The organism is Aeromonas sp. FDAARGOS 1404 (genome assembly GCF_019047085.1).
GTDB classification, from domain to species: domain Bacteria; phylum Pseudomonadota; class Gammaproteobacteria; order Enterobacterales; family Aeromonadaceae; genus Aeromonas; species Aeromonas veronii.
This window is the reverse complement of record NZ_CP077237.1, coordinates 4,383,095-4,401,809: the sequence shown is the minus strand read 5'-3', so window position 1 is coordinate 4,401,809 and position 18,715 is coordinate 4,383,095. Positions and strand designations below refer to the sequence as shown.

The following is an 18,715-nucleotide window of genomic DNA, read 5'->3' as shown; positions in this document are numbered from 1 at the left end:
GACTCACTGGTCATACCACCACGTTATCAGAGTGTGAACAGGTGGTACAGCTGAGACTAAAGTCGGCTGGTCGCCTCCCCCTCCCTTTGTCACACTGGGAGCTGCATGAGTGCCGCAAGCCAGCAGAGGACGCTGTCATGTCAACCCTGTTCAATTTTGCCAGACCACCGTTCGACCGACTGGATGAGGAGGCGCGCGAGCGGCTCTCCCGTCACCTCTCGCTCTGCTATTTTCGGGCCGGAGATCTGCTGCTAAAAGAGGGGGATGAGCCTCCCGGCCTCTATCTCATCATCAAGGGGGCGGTGGAAGAGTCTGACCCTCACCACCAGTTTGGTGATTACGGGGTCGATGATCTGTTCGATGTGCGCGCCCAGTTTGACGGCCGCTGCCGCCACCGCTTCACCGCGCTGGAAGATAGCCTCTGTCAGCTCATTCCTCGCCACACCTTTCTGGCGCTCTGTGAGCAGGATCCGCAGTTTGCCAGCTACTTCACCGCCAATCTGGCCGAGCGTCAGCGCCAGCAAGAGCAACGCGAACAACTGGGTCAGAAGAATCTGGCGGAATTTATCCTGACCCGCATCGAACCCAGCCACCTGCAAGCACCGCTTATCGTCGACAGCAAGCTGTCACTGCTGGCGGCGACCGAAGCCATGGTGAGCAAGGGGACCGATTGCCTGCTCTACCCCGCCCACGATGGCTCCCTCACGCTGGCAACCCGCAAGACTTTGCTCCACGCCCTGACCCTCAAGGGATTGCCGCTGACGGCCCCCCTCTCGGTGCTGACCCCTACCCCGCTGATTGGTCTATCGCTGGAGAGCTATCTGTTTGATGCCCTGCTGCTGATGACCCGCCATCGCATCAAGCGACTGGTGGTGTGGCGTGGCAACGAGGTGGCGGGCATCTTGCAACTGACTCAGGTGCTGGGGCTCTTCTCGACCCACTCCCACGTGCTGACGTTGCGTATCGCCCGTGCCGACAGCCTGCCGGCACTGGAGGCGGTGGCCCGCGAACAGCAACAACTGACCCGCTCACTGTTTGCCCAGGGGATCCACACCGCCTTTTTGATGAAGCTGATCGCCACCATCAACGAACAGCTGATCGCCAAAGCCTTTGCGCTGGTGATCCCCCCCGAGGTGCAGGATAGAGTCTGCCTGTTGATGCTGGGCTCGGAGGGGCGCGGCGAGCAGATCCTCAAAACCGATCAGGACAACGCCCTGATCCTGCCAGAGGGGCTGACATGGCCCACCCAGACAGCCGATCTGGCCGAATTCAGCGGTCTGCTGGAGCGACTCGGCTACCCGCTGTGCCCCGGGCAGGTGATGGTGAACAATCCGGCCTGGGTGAAAACAGGCAGCGAGTGGCAAAGCGCCATTGCCTGCGCCTGCACCACGGCAAAAGAGGATGAGCTGCTCTGGCTCGCCACCCTGGCCGATGCTCACCCCATCGCGGGGGATCGCCAACTGCATCTGCCGGTTGCCAGAGCGCTGCGCGAGCAGTTGGCGGACAGACGGGATCTGCTGGCGGAGATGGTGCGACCGGCAGTGGCCTTTCATGCCCCCCTCACCCTGTTTGGCCGGCTGGAGCAGCCACCGGAAGGGCTGGATCTGAAGCGGGGCGGCCTGTTCCCGCTGGTACACGGCATCCGGATGCTGGCCCTTGAGGCAGGCATTCTGGAGACTTCAACCCTTGGGCGTATCGATGCGCTGGTGGCCGCCGAGCGGCTCAGCGCCGACTATGGCAGCAATCTGGCGGAGGCGTTCCGGCTCTTTATCCGGCTGAGGCTACGCAGCCAGCTCAAGGGGAGCGGTAGTCGGGTGCAGACAAGCGAGCTCAGCCACAGCGAGCGGGATCTGTTGCGCCAGGCGCTGCATCAGGTGAAGAAGTTCCAGCAATGGCTCACCTTGCACTTTCGTCTGAGACAATAGCCATGTTGAGCCGCGTTCGACGCTACTGGTATGGCCGCGCGTTCCGAACGGGCGAGTTCGCGCCGCTCTTTGCCACCCCACCGGAAGATGAACGGATCGCCCTCGATTTCGAGACCACCAGTCTCGATCCCGAGCAGGCCGAGATCGTCTCCATCGGGGCGGTGCGCATTCAGGGTAACCGGCTGCTGACCGGCGAGGCCCTCGCCATCAAGGTGCAGCCACCGGCCAGCCTGACCAGCCAATCGGTGGTGATCCACGGTCTGCGCCATCAGGATCTGCAACAGGGGATGGCGCTGGAAGCCGCGCTGCGCCTGCTGCTCGACTTTATCGGCCCCCGTGAACTGGTGGGCTATCACATCGCCTACGATCTGCGTATTCTCAATCTCGCCTGCCAGAAATTGTGGGGATTGACCCTGCCCCAGCGAGGGATCGAGGTGAGCCAGCTTTATCATGACCACCTCTATCGCCGCTATCCCGATGCGGCCATTGACCTGCACTTGAGAGCCATCTGCAGCCACCTTGAACTGCCATCCCTGCCAGCCCACGATGCCCTTGCCGATGCCACCACGGCCGCGCTCATCTACCTGCGCCTGACCTGCGGCTCGCCACTGGCTTATCCCAAAGTCTAATTGTCGATAAATAACATTTAATTCACATTTTGCTTACATGAGCAGATTGCCTGCTCGTCGGGGTTACCCCATCCACCGCTGACACTCATGTCATGGAGAACTGCAATGGAACAGCAAAGCTATCTGAGGATCCAGCAAGATCCCAACTTCCAGGAGCTGGTCGCCAAGCGCCAGCGTTTTGCCTGGGCCCTCTCGGCTCTGATGCTGGGACTCTACCTGGCGTTTATTCTGCTCATCGCCTTTGCCCCCGGTTGGCTCGGCACCCCGCTCAGCGACAGCACCACCGTCACCCGTGGCATTCCGGTCGGGGTAGGACTGATCCTCTCCTCCTTCGTGTTGACCGGCATCTATGTGTTTCGGGCCAACGGCGAGTTTGACGAGCTGAATCAGAAGATCCTCAAGGGAGTGCAGTCATGAGCGCAAAAAGCATGAAAGGCAAGTGGCTGCTGTTGGCCTCACTGGCCTCCTCCCCCCTGCTGGCAGCGGATGCGCTGACCGGCGAGGTACAACGCCAACCCCTCAATGTGTCGGCCATCGTGATGTTCGTGGTCTTTGTAGCCGCCACCTTGTTCATCACCTACTGGGCCTCCAAGCGCAACCGCTCGGCTTCCGACTACTATGCCGCCGGTGGCCGTATCACCGGCTTCCAGAACGGTCTGGCCATCGCCGGTGACTATATGTCCGCCGCCTCCTTCCTCGGGATCTCCGCGCTGGTCTACACCTCCGGCTACGATGGCCTGATTTACTCCATCGGTTTTCTGGTGGGCTGGCCCATCATTCTGTTCCTGATCGCCGAGCGGCTGCGCAACCTTGGCAAATATACCTTTGCCGATGTTGCCTCCTACCGTCTCAAGCAAACTGAGGTGCGTACCCTCTCCGCCTGTGGTTCGCTGGTGGTGGTCGCCCTCTACCTGATCGCCCAGATGGTCGGTGCCGGCAAGCTGATCGAGCTGCTGTTTGGCCTGCAATACCATGTGGCCGTGGTGCTGGTCGGTATCCTGATGGTGCTCTACGTGCTGTTTGGCGGCATGCTGGCCACCACCTGGGTGCAGATCATCAAGGCAGTGATGCTGCTCTCCGGTGCCAGCTTCATGGCCATCATGGTCATGAAATCGGTCAACTTCGATATCGGTGCCCTGTTTAGCGAAGCGGTCAAGGTGCACGAGAAAAGGATCGCCATCATGAGCCCGGGTGGCCTGGTTGCTGACCCCATCTCCGCCATCTCGCTCGGTCTGGCATTGATGTTCGGTACCGCCGGTCTGCCCCATATCCTGATGCGTTTCTTCACTGTGAGCGATGCCAAAGAGGCGCGTAAATCGGTGTTCTACGCCACCGGCTTTATCGGCTACTTCTACATCCTCACCTTTATCATCGGCTTTGGCGCCATCTTGCTGGTGAGCACCAACCCGGCCTTCAAGGACGCCACCGGCGCCCTGCTGGGCGGCACCAACATGGCGGCCGTCCATCTGGCCAATGCGGTCGGTGGCAGTCTGTTCCTCGGCTTCATCTCCGCCGTGGCATTTGCCACCATTCTGGCGGTAGTTGCCGGATTGACCCTGGCCGGTGCCTCTGCGGTCTCCCATGACCTCTATGCCAGCGTGTTGAAGAAGGGCAAGGCCAACGAGACCGATGAACTACGTGTCTCCAAAATGACGACTCTGGTGCTGGGTGTGGTTGCCATTGGTCTGGGGATCCTGTTCGAGAAGCAGAACATCGCTTTCATGGTGGGTCTGGCCTTCTCCATCGCCGCCAGCTGCAACTTCCCGGTACTGTTCCTCTCCATGTTCTGGTCACGCCTGACAACCCGTGGCGCCGTCTACGGTGGCTGGCTGGGACTGGTGAGCGCCGTGACCCTGATGATCCTGGGCCCGACCGTATGGGTGAAAGTGCTGGGCCATGCCCAGGCTATCTTCCCCTACGAATACCCTGCCCTCTTCTCCATGGGGTTGGCCTTCGTCGGGATCTGGTTCTTCTCCATCACCGACAGCTCCCAGAACGCCGCCGACGAACACGCCAAGTTCATGCCGCAGTTCGTTCGCTCCCAAACCGGGCTGGGTGCCTCTGGCGCTACCTCCCACTAACAGATCAAGTTCATCCTTCCAAGCCGGCTTCATGCCGGCTTTTTTTATTGCCATCAATCAGCTGCACGCCCCGCTTGCCCCGATCAAGATCACACTTCTCGCTAAAACTTTCGGGGGATCTGTGCCATAATGCGCGCCATTTGACAGACCAATCGGGACACACACCTTGTTAAGTAGCAACAACATCACCATGCAGTTCGGCGCCAAGCCGCTGTTTGAGAACATCAACGTCAAGTTTGGCGGCGGCAACCGCTATGGCCTTATCGGCGCCAACGGCTGTGGCAAGTCCACCTTTATGAAGATCCTCGGCGGTGATCTGGAGCCCACTGGCGGTAATGTGAGCCTGGACGTCAACGAGCGCATCGGTAAGCTGCGTCAGGATCAGTTCGCCTACGAAGATATGCGCGTACTGGACGTGGTCATGATGGGTCACACCGAGCTGTGGGCGGCCATCGCCGAGCGCGATGCCATCTACGCCAACCTCGAAGCCACCGACGATGACTACATGAAGGCTGCCGAGCTGGAAGGTCTGGTCGCCGAGTATGACGGCTATACCGCCGAATCTCGCGCAGGTGAACTACTGCTGGGTGCCGGTATTCCCATCGAGCAGCACAATGGCCCGATGAGCGAAGTGGCCCCGGGCTGGAAACTGCGTGTGCTGCTGGCACAGGCGCTGTTCTCCAACCCCGACATCCTGCTACTGGACGAACCGACCAACAACCTGGATATCAACACCATTCGCTGGCTGGAGCAGGTGCTCAACGAACGTGAAAGCACCATGATCATCATCTCTCACGACCGTCACTTCCTGAACTCCGTCTGTACCCACATGGCGGATCTGGACTACGGCGAGCTGCGCGTCTACCCGGGCAACTACGATGACTACATGCTGGCCGCCACTCAGGCGCGCGAGCGTCTGCTGGCCGACAACGCCAAGAAGAAGGCCCAGATCGCCGATCTGCAATCCTTCGTCTCCCGTTTCAGTGCCAACGCCTCCAAGTCCAGCCAGGCGACCTCCCGCCTCAAGCAGATCGACAAGATCAAGATTGAGGAAGTGAAGGTCTCCAGCCGTCAGAACCCCTTCATCCGCTTCGAGCAGGAGAAGAAGCTCTACCGCAACATTCTGGAGATCGAAGGCCTGTCCAAAGGTTATGGCGAGGCGCCCCTGTTCAAGGGCCTCAACATGATGCTGGAAGTGGGTGAGAAGGTCGCCATTCTGGGTACCAACGGTATCGGTAAATCGACCCTGATCAAGACGCTGGTCGGGGATCTGGCACCGGATACCGGTACCATCAAGTGGTCCGAGAACGCCCAGATCGGTTACTACGCCCAGGATCACGCCGAAGATTTCGACACCGACCTCAACGTGTTCGACTGGATGGCCCAGTGGAAACAGGATAACGAAGACGAGCAGGCTGTGCGCTCCGTACTGGGTCGTCTGCTGTTCTCCCAGGACGACATCAAGAAGCCGGTCAAGGTGCTCTCCGGTGGTGAACAGGGCCGCATGCTATTCGGCAAGCTGATGATGCAGCGCCCCAACATCCTGATCATGGATGAGCCGACCAACCACCTGGACATGGAATCTATCGAATCCTTGAACCTGGCCCTCGAGATGTACAAAGGCACCCTGATCTTCGTCTCCCACGACCGCGAATTCGTCTCCTCTCTGGCGACCCGCATCCTGGAGCTGAGCGAAGATGGTATCCGCGACTTCGGCGGCACCTACGAGGATTACCTGCGCACCCAGGGCGTGGTATAACCCCAGCCCTACACAAACTCGCAATGCAAAACCGGCACTCAGGTGCCGGTTTTTTTATATCCCGTTTTTAGACGACTGAGATGGCGTATAACCGCGGTGTGACTACACGCCACAGAACAGAGCACAGAGCTTGAGTCTCCCCCTCTTGCCCACAGATAAAAAAACGGCTCCATCAAGGAGCCGTTTTCAATGGATTGCGCAGTGCCGATTACTCGACGGTCGCTTCCACACTGGTGAAGTACTCGATCTTGGCCGCTTTGCGCAGCTCGTCGATCAGAGACTTGTAATCCACCTGAGCTTTGCCCTGACCCAGCTGAGCTTGCAGCATGGCGGCCATGCCGGATGCGGCGGCAGGGACGTTGACCTTGTCCAGCGCAACCACAACGCGGTCACCATTGGTCTCGGCAACCAGAGCCACGCTCGGCTTGCCGTCGATCGGATGGGGCAGCGTGAACGCCTGGGCAATCAGGTTCTGATCCAGCTCGCGATCGAAGCGGGCAACCCCTTTGTGGGTCTCCACTTTCAGACCGAGTGCAGTCAGATCGGCATTGATGCTCTCACCGACCTTCAGCTTGTCCAGCAGGCCCTGGGCCTTGCCACGGGCCACTTCGCTAGCCTTGTCATGCTTGATGGCGGCAATCACCTGCTCTTTCACCTCGGCCAGCGGCTTGACCGCTTTGGGCTTGTGACCAGTGATGTGCAGCACCAGCGCCTTGCCGTCAGCCAGCTCGATCACGTCGGAGTTGGTATTGTCATCGCGCAGCTGTTCGGAGAACGCAACAGAGAGCACCTTGGGATCGTTCAGCGGAGCCGGAGCTGTCGCCTGGGTGAAGAAATCGGAAGATTGAACCTTCATCCCCATGGCATCAGCGGTCAGATCCAGCGAGTCCGGGTTTTCGAAGCTGTTGTCAGCCATCTTCTGCTGCTCGGCGAAGAATTTCTCCTTGGCCTTGTCTGCTTGCAGGCGAGTGATGGTCTCTTCTTTCACATCGGCAAACGGCTTGGTCTGGGCTAATTCAACCCCCAGCAGCTTGATGATGTGGAAACCGAACGGGCTCTTCACCACGCCGGAGAGATCGCCAGCCTTGTCCAGGGCGAACGCGGCTTTCTCGAAGGCCGGATCCATCACCCCTTTCTCGAACCAGTCCAGCTCGCCGCCTTTTTTGGCAGAGAAGGTATCGGAAGAGTCAGCCTTGGCCAGCGCAGCGAAATCATCGCCCGCCTTGGCTTTGGCCAGCACGGCTTCTGCTTTCTGCTCGGCCGCTTTCTCATCCTTGCCAAACGGGATAAGGATGTGAGCCACGTGGCGACGCTCGGCACGCTGGAACAGATCCTGGTGCTGATCGTAGTAATCCTGGGCATCCTGCTCGGTGACCTTGATATCCTTGGCGAGGTTGGCAGCGTCCAGCAGCAGATAGTCGACCTTGACCTGCTCGTCGTTCATGAAACGGGCGCCATTGGTCTTGTAGTACTGCTCCAGCTCGTTGTCGGAGACCTGAACGTCAGCCATGTAGTTGGCGGCAGCCAGACGTACCAGACGCAGATCGCGAGTCTGGTTATAGAGCTTGTCGAGCTGCTCCGCTTCGCCCTTGAGGGAGAATTCGGTGCCCAGCAGGGCGCTCATCAACTGTTGACGCACCATGTCCTGACGCAGGGAGTCACGGAACATTTCGGGAGTCATGCCGGCACGACGGATCAGTTGCAGATAGCGGTCATTGTTGAACTTGCCGTTCTCGGCAAACTCCGGCATGGCCACGATGGCTTGCTTGATCTGTTCGTCACTGATACGCAGACCCAGTTCACGGGCCTTGCTGTCCAGCAGCGCCTGATCGATCAGCCGATCCAGCACGCCACGACGGAACTGTTTCATGTAATCGGGGTTCGCGGCCAGCTGGCTGAATGCCTCTCCCATCTGGGATTCCATGCGGGCGCGCTCGTTACGGTAGGCATTTTCCAGTGCCGCAGCACTGATCTCGGTGCCATTGACGGTGGCGGGGGCGGTACGGGCCGGGCCGTTCAGGTAACTACCTACACCAGCCAAGGCAAAGGAGAGGATGATCAGGCCCAAGATAACCTTGGCTACCTTGCCCTGCGCCCCTTCGCGTAGTTTATCCAACATCATGTTTGTACTTATGCTCCCGAACTCGATGGGCGTAAACAATAAAAAGGCGCACCGATTGCGATGCGCCTTGGTCAATCAGTATGAGAGAAGACTCTCTAACTTGTCTGGTCTGCGACCAAGGACGGTAGCCGACGGATATCAGCGACCGACTTAGTTAACAGCGTCTTTCAGGGCCTTACCGGCTTTGAAGGCAGGAACTTTACCAGCAGCGATTTCGATGGTCGCGCCAGTCTGCGGGTTACGGCCTGAACGGGCAGCACGCTCGCGTACAGCGAAAGTACCGAAACCAACCAGAGCAACCTGGTCACCCTCTTTCAGCGCTTCACCAACAGCATCAATGAAGGCATCCAACGCACGGCCAGCGGCAGCTTTGGAGATATCGGCACCGTCTGCAATCTTGTCAATCAGTTGAGATTTATTCACTCTTATATTCCCCTTTTATCAAACACCGCTGCGGCGCTGATTTCCCTGGCCACAACAAGTGGAGGTTTTATAGCAAGCCTCCTGATCAGTTGCAAGTGACAATCTGGCGCAAACCCGCGCCACACAACGCATTGCGACTCATCACGAGTACCCGATCGGTGGTCAAGGCTACTTCCGTTATCGGGCGCATGCAAGCCTTAACCACCCGCCGAATGCGCCAAATTTGCGGCGCATCAACATTTACACGACAGAAACGCGCTCAAACCCCTGTGGATTGTCCTGCAACGCCAATTCCAGCACCTCGTCAATCCAGCGAACCGGATAAATTTCAAGGTCTTGTTTGACGTTTGCCGGGATCTCCTCAAGGTCACGCTCGTTCTCTTTCGGAATAAGCACTCGCTTGATGCCGCCACGGTGGGCTGCCAGCAACTTCTCCTTGAGACCACCGATGGGCAGCACTTCGCCACGCAAGGTGATCTCCCCTGTCATCGCCACATCAGCACGAACCGGATTACCGGTCAAGCTGGAGACCAGGGCGGTACACATGGCGATACCGGCGCTCGGACCATCTTTCGGGGTTGCCCCTTCCGGTACGTGCACATGGATATCGCGCTTCTCGTAGAAGTCGGCGTTGATGCGCAGCTTCTCGGCACGGGCTCGTACGACCGTCATGGCCGCCTGGATGGACTCCTGCATCACGTCACCGAGGGAACCGGTATAAGTGAGCTTGCCCTTGCCAGGCATGTTGGTGGTCTCGATGGTGAGCAGATCGCCCCCCACTTCGGTCCACGCCAGACCACACACCTGACCCACCTGGTTCTGGTCGGTGGCCTTGCCGTAATCGAAACGCTGCACCCCGAGGAACTCCTTGAGGTTCTCCTGATTGACCTGAACATGCTTGATGCTCTTGTCCAGCAGGATTCGCTTGACCGCCTTGCGACAAATCTTGGAGATCTCGCGCTCCAGACTCCGCACCCCCGCCTCGCGGGTGTAGTAGCGGATCACTCCGACCAGGGCAGAATCTTCGATGGTGATCTCGGACTCTTTCAGGCCGTTGCGCTGGATCTGCTTGGCAACCAGATGCTGCTTGGCAATGTTGAGCTTCTCATCTTCGGTGTAACCGGAGAGACGGATCACTTCCATCCGGTCCAGCAACGGACCCGGGATGTTCATGGAGTTGGAAGTAGCCACGAACATGACGTCCGACAGGTCATAATCCACTTCCAGATAGTGATCGTTGAAGCTGTTGTTCTGTTCCGGATCCAGCACTTCCAGCAAGGCGGATGCGGGATCGCCACGCATGTCCGAGCTCATCTTGTCGATCTCGTCGAGCAGGAACAGCGGGTTCTTCACGCCGACTTTCGCCATCTTCTGGATGAGTTTGCCGGGCATGGAACCGATATAGGTACGGCGGTGACCACGGATCTCCGCTTCGTCACGCACCCCACCCAGAGCCATCCGCACATATTTGCGGCCGGTCGCCTTGGCGATGGATTGACCCAGCGAGGTCTTGCCCACACCGGGAGGCCCAACCAGACAGAGAATGGGGCCCTTGAGCTTGTTCACCCGTGCCTGTACCGCAAGATATTCGAGGATGCGATCCTTGACCTTCTCGAGGCCATAGTGATCGGCGTCCAGCACCTCTTGCGCCTTGCCAAGGTCTTTCTTGACCTTGGAGCGTGCCTTCCACGGCACCTGTACCATCCAGTCCACATAGCTGCGAACCACGGTAGCCTCGGCGGACATGGGAGACATCATCTTCAGCTTGGCAAGCTCGGCCTGGGCCTTTTCACGGGCATCTTCCGGCATGCCAGCCTCTTCAATCTTGCGATTGAGGGCTTCAAACTCATCCGGGCTATCTTCCAGCTCACCCAGCTCTTTCTGGATGGCCTTCATCTGCTCGTTGAGGTAATACTCGCGCTGACTCTTTTCCATCTGCTTCTTGACGCGAGTACGGATGCGCTTCTCGACCTGCAGCAGGTCAATTTCCGACTCCATCATCGCCATCAGGAATTCGATGCGCTCGGAGACAGAGACGATCTCCAGCACCTTCTGCTTGTCTTCCAGCTTGAGCGGCATGTGGGCCGCCATGGTGTCAGCCAGACGCGCAGCATCGTCGATCGCCGAGATCGAGGTCAGTACCTCGGGCGGGATCTTCTTGTTGAGCTTGATATAGCCTTCAAACTGGCCGATGGCGGAGCGAACCAGTACTTCCTGATCCTTCTCCTCAATGGCTTGGGAGGGAATGTACTGGGCCTCGCAGACAAAGAAATCCTTGTCGTCGATCATCCGCTCCAGGCGGGCACGCTGTCCCCCCTCTACCAGCACCTTGACGGTGCCGTCCGGCAGCTTGAGCATCTGCAGAATATTGGCCACTGTCCCGACAGTGAAGATCTCCTCCACCGTTGGCTCATCGGTTGACGCATCCTTCTGGGCCACCAGCAGAACTTTCTTGTCCTGCTCCATGGCCGCTTCCAGACAGCGAATGGATTTTTCCCGCCCCACAAAGAGTGGAATGACCATGTGGGGATAAACCACCACGTCACGAAGAGGCAGGACGGGAATCTCGATGCGTTCTGAACGCTCTAGGTTCATATATGTCCTCTCGGCTTGTTATACCGTTGGCAAAGCGCTTGGCTGAGTATATGGGGGCGCTGAGATGAGATTCAATCGCCGAAACCGTAAAAAGCATGAAAGGGGCAAAAAGCCCCTTCCATTTGATTAAAAATCAGACATTTACTCTGATGCAGCAGCCTGAGTTTCGGGATTTTCGTAGATCATCAAGGGCGCGGAGTCCCCTTTGATCACGGTCTCGTCGATCACCACCTTGCTGACCCCTTCCAGAGAAGGCAGGTCATACATGGTATCCAGCAGCACGGCTTCCACGATGGAACGCAGACCACGAGCACCGGTTTTACGCTCCATCGCCTTGCGAGCAATGGCGTTGAGTGCGTCGTCACGGAACTCCAGCTCGACCCCTTCCAGATCGAACAACGCAGCGTACTGTTTGGTCAGCGCGTTTTTCGGCTCTTTCAGGATCTGGATAAGGGCAGACTCGTCCAGCTCGGTCAGGGTCGCGACCACCGGCAGACGGCCGATGAACTCGGGGATCAGACCATACTTGATCAGATCTTCCGGCTCTACCTTGGCGAAGGTCTCGCTCAGGGTGGCCTTGGCATCCTTGGATTTCACCTCGGCGCCAAAACCGATACCGGTTCCCTTCACGGAACGCTGCTCGATCACCTTGTCCAGACCGGCAAAGGCACCGCCACAGATAAAGAGGATCTTGGAGGTATCAACCTGCAAGAACTCCTGCTGCGGATGCTTGCGACCACCTTGCGGCGGCACGGAAGCGATGGTCCCTTCGATCAGCTTGAGCAGTGCCTGCTGTACCCCTTCCCCGGAGACATCGCGGGTGATGGAGGGGTTGTCCGACTTGCGGGAGATCTTGTCGATCTCGTCGATATAGACGATGCCACGCTGGGCTTTCTCTACGTCGTAGTCGCACTTTTGCAGCAGCTTCTGGATGATGTTCTCCACGTCCTCGCCCACATAACCGGCTTCGGTCAGGGTGGTCGCATCGGCCATGGTGAACGGCACATCCAGCAGACGAGCCAGGGTCTCGGCCAGCAGGGTCTTGCCGCTACCGGTCGGGCCAATCAGCAGGATGTTGGATTTACCGAGCTCCACACCACTGTTTTCGCCGCTGTTGCGCAGACGCTTGTAGTGGTTGTAGACGGCAACGGCCAACACCTTCTTGGCGTACTCCTGCCCGATCACATAGTCATCGAGATGAGCGCGGATCTGATGAGGGGTCGGCAGCTCGTTACCATCGCGCTTGGGCGAGATCTCGCGGATCTCTTCGCGGATGATGTCGTTGCACAGCTCGACGCACTCATCACATATGTAGACGGAAGGGCCAGCGATCAGCTTGCGCACTTCATGCTGGCTTTTGCCGCAAAAAGAGCAGTAGAGCAGCTTATCACCCTCACCCTTGCGTTTCTCTGTCATTCAGCAACCTCGTTTTATCAATAGAGGATGGATCGGCCTGTTGAGTTTACAACAGACCAGGACACCCTGCTCAGCTACGCTGGCTCAGGACACCGTCTACCAGACCATAGGCCACGGCCTGCTCGGCGGACATGAAGTTGTCACGATCGGTGTCACGCTCGATGGTAGCCATGTCCTGACCGGTGTGGAACGCCAGGCGCTCGTTCAGGGTATTTTTGATCTTCAGGATCTCCTGGGCGTGGATCTGGATATCAGATGCCTGACCCTGGAAGCCACCCAGCGGCTGGTGGATCATCACGCGGGCGTTAGGCAGGCAGAAACGCTTGCCCTTGGCACCGCCAGCCAGCAGGAAGGCACCCATGGAGCAGGCCTGCCCCATGCAGACGGTGCTGACATCCGGCTTGATGAACTGCATGGTGTCGTAGATGGACATGCCCGCAGTCACCGAACCACCCGGCGAGTTGATGTAAATATAGATGTCCTTGTCCGGATTCTCGGACTCGAGGAACAGCAACTGGGCAACCACCAGATTGGCCATGTGATCTTCAACCTGACCGGTCAGGAAGATCACCCGCTCTTTCAGCAGACGGGAGTAAATATCGTAGGAACGTTCACCCTTGGCAGTCTGTTCGACCACGATGGGGACCAGCGCATTGCTGGGAGAATCGGTCATATCGTTATAGTTCTTGTACATAAGGCATTGTCCCTAAAATAAAATGGCCCGAGTGGAGATCACACGAGCCATTATACTTAACAGTCTTGACCTTAAGTCAAATGTTCTTAGGCAGCGGCGCCAGACTTGTTGATCACTTCGTCAAAGGCAACTTCTTTTTCGGTCACTTGCGCTTTGGACAGGATCAGGTCGATGGCTTGATCTTCTACTGCCAGGTTACGAACGCCGTTCAGCATCTGTTCGTTCTTCTGGTAGTACTCGATCACTTCCTTCGGATCTTCGTAGGCAGTCGCCATGGACTCGATGATGCTGTTTACACGGGCATCGTCAGCCTTGATCTCGTTGGTGCGGATCACGTCACCCAGCAGCAGGCCTACGCGTACACGACGCTCGGCTTGAGCCTGGAACAGTTCAGCCGGCAGCTCGGGAGCGTTACCGCCCTGGAAACCACCGAAGCGCTGCAGAGCCTGCTGACGCAGTGCGTCGATCTCTTGAGCAACAGCTGCTTTCGGCAGGTCGATTTGGTTGGCTTCAACCAGACCGTTTAGAACCTGCTCTTTCACGCTGTTTTTCAGGGCTTGAGCCAGTTCGCGCTCCATGTTCTTGCGCACTTCGGCTTTCAGCTCTTCAACAGAACCGCTTTCGATACCGAAACGCTTCACGAACTCTTCGGTCAGCTCAGGCAGGATCTGCTCTTCAACCTTATTAAGCTTGGAAGTGAACTTGGCTTCTTTGCCTTTCAGGTTTTCAGCGTGGTAGTCAGCCGGGAAGGTCACTTCGATGGTGAACTCGTCGCCTGCTTTCTTGCCCATGATGGCGTCTTCGAAGCCTGGGATCATACGGCCAGCGCCCAGAACCAGGTTGAAGCCTTCAGCTTTGCCGCCATCGAACTCTTCACCGTCGATGGAACCGACGAAGTCCATGGTCACACGCATGCCATTGGCAGCGGCAACATCGGCATCAGCCCAGGTAGCGTGCTGCTTGCGCAGGGTGTCGATCATGTTGGCCAGATCTTCGTCCTTCACGGTCGCAACCGGCTTCTCGACCTTGATGGTCTCAAGACCTGCAACTTCGAACTCCGGATACACTTCGAAAGTGGCGGTGAATTCGAAATCCTGACCTTCTTTGATCTCTTTCGGATCCATGGTCGGGGCACCAGCCGGGCTCAGTTTGTTTTCGATGATGGCTTTGATGAAGTTGCTCTGCATCATTTCATCAGCAACGCGGGCGTGAGCCATGGCGCCGAACATCTTCTTGATGATGGCAACCGGAGCCTTGCCAGGACGGAAACCGTCGATGCGACGAGTTTTGGCCAGGCCATTCAATTCTTTACGCACAGCGGCGTCTACGGTAGCGGCCGGTACAGTGATGGTAAGACGGCGTTCCAGACCCTGGGTTGTCTCTACAGAAACTTGCATTCTTCTACCTCGTTCAACTCAGCACTGTGTGCTGACCCTTTATTGCCCCTGGGCAAAGCCCGGAGTCTTCCTGTTTATAAAGACAACGATATGTCTTTGTGATGAGAAAATATGACGCGGCATTATAGCGGCGCACTTTGGTTGAGTCGAGCCACACATCCCCCACATTGAGCGGCGTGCAAGCACAATTCGTGCAAAACTGCCCTTTATATGGGGAGAGAGGTGCCCGACTTCAACTATCCGATGGCAATAATTTTGCGTTTGCTCACCTTTTTTCATCCGAACGCCGCTTTATTACCCATCTTTCGCCGAAAAACAGCCCATCGTTGCGGGCGGCGACTCAATTTGACCAGCCAAATGGCGATTGGACCAATCAACCATTGCGTCCCTACCCCTCCCTCGTTATGGTGGCAACCAAATTGATGATCTGGAGTCACTCACATGGCCTTTTTCCGCTTCTTGTTCAATCTGCTCTGGTTTGTACTGGGAGGTGTCTTTATGGGCCTGGCCTGGTGGCTGGCCGGTCTTGTCTGCTTTATCTCGCTGGTCGGCATCCCCTGGGGACGTGCCTGCTTCGTGATCGGCACCTTTACCTTCTTCCCGTTTGGCAAGCAGGCGGTCAATCGCAAGACCATGACCGGCCAGAGCGATATCGGCACCGGTACTCTGGGGCTGATTGGCAACATCCTCTGGTTCGTGCTGATCGGCGTCTGGCTGGCCATCGGCCACATCGCTTCCGCGCTGGCCTGCTTCGTGACCATTATCGGTATCCCGTTCGGTATCCAGCACCTCAAGCTGGCGCTGATCAGCCTGGCTCCTATCGGCCAGATGATTGTGACCAACCAGGAGGCAGAATCGGGCCGCTATATCCGCTAAACACGGGAAATGCGCGGGCAGACGCTGCCCTGCAACGAAAAAAAGGGCAGACTAGGGTCTGCCCTTTTCTATTCTCTTTTGTTGAGGCCATCATGTTACCCAGCCACTTTTTCGCCAATCTCGCCCGCATGAAACTCATCTACCGCTGGCCCCTGATGCGCAACATCCAGCCGGAAAACATCGCCGAGCATAGCCTGCAGGTGGCCATGGTGGCCCATGCCCTCGGCATCATCAAAAACCGGCTGTTTGGCGGCAACGTGAATGCCGACCGCGCCGCCGTGATGGCCCTCTACCACGACAGTAGCGAGGTGCTGACCGGCGATCTGCCTACCCCGGTCAAATACTTCAACCCCGAAATTGCCCGCGAGTACAAAAAGATAGAGCTGGCCGCCGAACAGCGTCTGCTTGGCATGCTGCCGCCAGAACTGGTCGATGACTTTCGCCCCCTGCTCGATTCGGCAGCCCAGGATGACGAGCTGGCCAGGCTGGTCAAGGATGCCGACACCCTCTGCGCCTATACCAAGTGTCTGGAGGAGATCAACGCCGGCAACCGGGAGTTTGAACCGGCTCGCAAACGCCTCGAGGCCATGCTGGCAGCGCGGATGAGCGAGGAGATGCGCTACTTTATTGACACCTTCGTTGCGAGCTTCTCCCTGCCGCTCGATGAGCTGAACGCCCACTAAGTCTGCTCATCACATCGACACACTGACAAAAAACAGAAGAGCCCGCCGGTTTAACACCGGCGGGCTCTTCGTCTTTATCAGCAGATCAGATGCTGTACATCAGTGACCCAGCTCGCGAGATGGCACCAGACCGCTCGCCCGCCAGGCGGGATAGAGGGTCGCCACCAGACTCATCAGGATGGCGGCGCCCGTCACGATGAGCAGATCCTGCATATGCAACTCGGTCGGCAAGAAGTCGATAAAGTAGATATCCGGATTGAGGAAGCGGTGGCCGATGAGCTTTTCGACAACGCTCAGGATCTGGGTCAGCTTGCTGGAGAGCAGCCCACCCAGCAGGGCACCAAGCAGCGCACCGGCCACGCCATTGACCATCCCCTGAATGACGAAGGTGAGCCGGATCTGGCCGGGGCTCGCCCCCATGGTCTTGAGGATGGCAATCTCGCTGCGCTTCTCGTTCACCGCCATCACCAGGGTGGAGACGATATTGAAGCAGGCGACGGCCACCACCATCAGCATCACCACATACATGACGGTACGCACCATCTGGATGTCCTGATAGAGGTAACCCTGGCTGTTCATCCAGCTGCGGATATAGACGTGATGAGGGAACTGCTGCGCCGCAGCGATCGTAATATTTTGTGCATTAAGCACATCGCTCACCCGCAGGCTGAAGCCCTCCACGTCGCTGCCCATGCCGGTGATCCCTTGCGCATCGGCCAGATGCATAAAGCCGAGCAGACCGTCGAGCTGACCACCAATCTCCAGCAGCCCCACCACGGTCAGGGCTTCGCGGCGAGGATTCTTGATCCCCGCCTGATCACCCCCTTGCGGCAGCAGCAGGGCGACCGAATCCCCCACCTTGACCCCCAGTTTGTCGGCAATGGTCTTGCCAAGGATCACCCCACGCTCACCCGGTTGCAGCTCACGCAGGCCGCGGCCCGTCATGTATTTGCCCGCATCCGACAAATTGGCTTCCAGCTCCGGCAATACCGCGCGCAGTTGCACCCCCTTGAGGGCGGAGCCGTGCTCCAGCAGGCCATTGAGGCGAATGACCGGCGCAGCTGCCTCGACACCCGGTTGGGCCAGCAGGTAGTCACGCAGACGGGGCCAATCCGGCAGCGGCCGCTCGACGGCGTCCAGCTCACCTTGCGGCACGACCGAGAGCACCCGATCTTTGAGCTCCCGCTCGAAACCGTTCATGGCAGAGAGGCCCAGGATCAGCGCCATCACCCCGAGGGCGATACCGATCAGGGAAGAGGCAGAAATAAAGGCGATAAACCCGTTGCGACGGCGGGAGCGGCTGTAACGCAGGCCCAGAAAGAGGGGCAGCGGTTTGAACATCAGGCAACCTCCGCCATCACGCCGCTCACCAGGGTCACCCGGCGATGGAGCTTGGCCGCGAGACTCAAGTCGTGGGTCACCACCACAAACGCAGTGCCAAGCTCACGATTCAGTTCACACAACAGTTCGTACACCGCGGTGGCACTGGCGTGATCCAGATTGCCGGTGGGCTCATCCGCCAGCACCAAGCTCGGTTCGTTGACCAGCGCCCGGGCGATCGCCACCCGCTGACGTTCGCCACCAGAAAGCTCGGAGGGACGGTGATTCAAGCGATGGGAGAGCCCTACCCGCCCCAGCATCTTGGTTGCCTTTTCGGTGGCAACCGCCACCGATTCACCGGCAATCAACAGCGGCATGGCCGCATTTTCCAGCGCACTGAACTCGGAGAGCAGGTGATGGAACTGGTAGACAAAGCCCAGCTCGCGGTTTCGAAACTTCGCCTGGGTACGGCTGTCCCAGTGGTGGATATCCTCCCCCTTGAACAGCACGGCGCCACTGGAGGGGTTGTCCAGCGCCCCCATCAGATGCAGCAGAGTGGTCTTGCCGGAGCCGGAGCTCCCCACCACCGCCAGCATTTCACCGGGCGCGACGCAGAGATCGATCCCCTTGAGCACCTGAGTCTCCAGCTCCCCCTCTTTATAGACATGATTAAGCGCCTGGCAGCGCAGCAGAGGTTCACGGGATACGGCTTCATTCATAACAGGGGCTCCACTTGCCTCGGTAACAACGCTGGCACCCGCAACTACGGGGGCACCAGTCACAACAGAAGATGCA

The 18,715-nt window shown here is 58.1% G+C and carries 15 protein-coding genes; 7 read left to right on the top strand and 8 right to left on the bottom strand.

The features are described from left to right. The first annotated feature begins 137 nt into the window (after positions 1-137). The 5 genes from I6L34_RS20415 (at position 138) to I6L34_RS20395 (ending at position 6,394) form a co-directional block, all read left to right on the top strand. Complete coding sequence (locus tag I6L34_RS20415; protein ID WP_216955234.1) at positions 138-1,925, top strand: putative nucleotidyltransferase substrate binding domain-containing protein; 1,788 nt, start codon at positions 138-140, stop codon at positions 1,923-1,925. A gap of 2 nt (positions 1,926-1,927) precedes the next feature. Beyond that, positions 1,928-2,554 carry a 3'-5' exonuclease gene (locus I6L34_RS20410; protein WP_064336231.1) on the top strand — a complete coding sequence of 209 codons (627 nt, stop codon included), beginning with the start codon at positions 1,928-1,930 and terminating at the stop codon, positions 2,552-2,554. A 105-nt stretch (positions 2,555-2,659) separates the two neighbouring features. Continuing rightward, on the top strand, positions 2,660-2,971 hold the full coding sequence (locus I6L34_RS20405; protein WP_005336970.1) for a DUF485 domain-containing protein: 312 nt from the start codon (positions 2,660-2,662) through the stop codon (positions 2,969-2,971). An 11-nt stretch (positions 2,972-2,982) separates the two neighbouring features. Further along, positions 2,983-4,635, top strand: a complete 1,653-nt coding sequence (locus tag I6L34_RS20400; RefSeq protein WP_216956965.1) for a cation acetate symporter — start codon at positions 2,983-2,985, stop codon at positions 4,633-4,635. 166 nt (positions 4,636-4,801) lie between these two features. After that, on the top strand, positions 4,802-6,394 hold the full coding sequence (locus I6L34_RS20395; RefSeq protein ID WP_005336974.1) for an ABC-F family ATPase: 1,593 nt from the start codon (positions 4,802-4,804) through the stop codon (positions 6,392-6,394). 208 nt (positions 6,395-6,602) lie between these two features. Here I6L34_RS20395 and ppiD read toward each other — a convergent pair whose 3' ends face one another. From ppiD to tig, 6 genes are all read right to left on the bottom strand, one after another. Further along, on the bottom strand, positions 6,603-8,516 hold the full coding sequence (ppiD, locus tag I6L34_RS20390; protein WP_216955233.1) for a peptidylprolyl isomerase: 1,914 nt from the start codon (positions 8,514-8,516) through the stop codon (positions 6,603-6,605). 150 nt (positions 8,517-8,666) lie between these two features. After that, on the bottom strand, positions 8,667-8,939 hold the full coding sequence (hupB, locus tag I6L34_RS20385; RefSeq protein ID WP_005315375.1) for a nucleoid-associated protein HU-beta: 273 nt from the start codon (positions 8,937-8,939) through the stop codon (positions 8,667-8,669). 240 nt (positions 8,940-9,179) lie between these two features. Beyond that, positions 9,180-11,534 carry an endopeptidase La gene (lon, locus tag I6L34_RS20380; RefSeq protein ID WP_005336976.1) on the bottom strand — a complete coding sequence of 785 codons (2,355 nt, stop codon included), beginning with the start codon at positions 11,532-11,534 and terminating at the stop codon, positions 9,180-9,182. 141 nt (positions 11,535-11,675) lie between these two features. Beyond that, positions 11,676-12,950 carry an ATP-dependent protease ATP-binding subunit ClpX gene (gene clpX / locus I6L34_RS20375; protein WP_005336977.1) on the bottom strand — a complete coding sequence of 425 codons (1,275 nt, stop codon included), beginning with the start codon at positions 12,948-12,950 and terminating at the stop codon, positions 11,676-11,678. Positions 12,951-13,020: 70 nt separating this feature from the next. Then, a complete protein-coding gene (clpP, locus tag I6L34_RS20370; RefSeq protein ID WP_005336979.1) occupies positions 13,021-13,644 on the bottom strand; it encodes an ATP-dependent Clp endopeptidase proteolytic subunit ClpP in 624 nt (207 codons plus the stop codon). An 86-nt stretch (positions 13,645-13,730) separates the two neighbouring features. Continuing rightward, positions 13,731-15,041 carry a trigger factor gene (gene tig, locus I6L34_RS20365; protein WP_075115925.1) on the bottom strand — a complete coding sequence of 437 codons (1,311 nt, stop codon included), beginning with the start codon at positions 15,039-15,041 and terminating at the stop codon, positions 13,731-13,733. A 441-nt stretch (positions 15,042-15,482) separates the two neighbouring features. Between tig and I6L34_RS20360 the strand changes: the two genes are divergently transcribed. Together I6L34_RS20360 and yfbR are read left to right on the top strand one after the other, a co-directional pair. Beyond that, a complete protein-coding gene (locus tag I6L34_RS20360) occupies positions 15,483-15,917 on the top strand; it encodes a YccF domain-containing protein (RefSeq protein ID WP_005336982.1) in 435 nt (144 codons plus the stop codon). 92 nt (positions 15,918-16,009) lie between these two features. After that, on the top strand, positions 16,010-16,600 hold the full coding sequence (gene yfbR / locus I6L34_RS20355) for a 5'-deoxynucleotidase (protein WP_216955232.1): 591 nt from the start codon (positions 16,010-16,012) through the stop codon (positions 16,598-16,600). Positions 16,601-16,699: 99 nt separating this feature from the next. Here the strand turns inward: yfbR and lolE are convergent, their stop codons facing one another. Together lolE and lolD are read right to left on the bottom strand one after the other, a co-directional pair. Then, the gene (gene lolE / locus I6L34_RS20350; protein ID WP_058059053.1) at positions 16,700-17,941 is read right to left on the bottom strand and encodes a lipoprotein-releasing ABC transporter permease subunit LolE; all 1,242 of its coding nucleotides are present in this window, start codon (positions 17,939-17,941) and stop codon (positions 16,700-16,702) included. Then, a complete protein-coding gene (lolD, locus tag I6L34_RS20345; RefSeq protein WP_058059054.1) occupies positions 17,941-18,639 on the bottom strand; it encodes a lipoprotein-releasing ABC transporter ATP-binding protein LolD in 699 nt (232 codons plus the stop codon). The genes lolE and lolD overlap by 1 nt, the downstream gene beginning before the upstream one ends. Positions 18,640-18,715 lie beyond the last annotated feature (76 nt).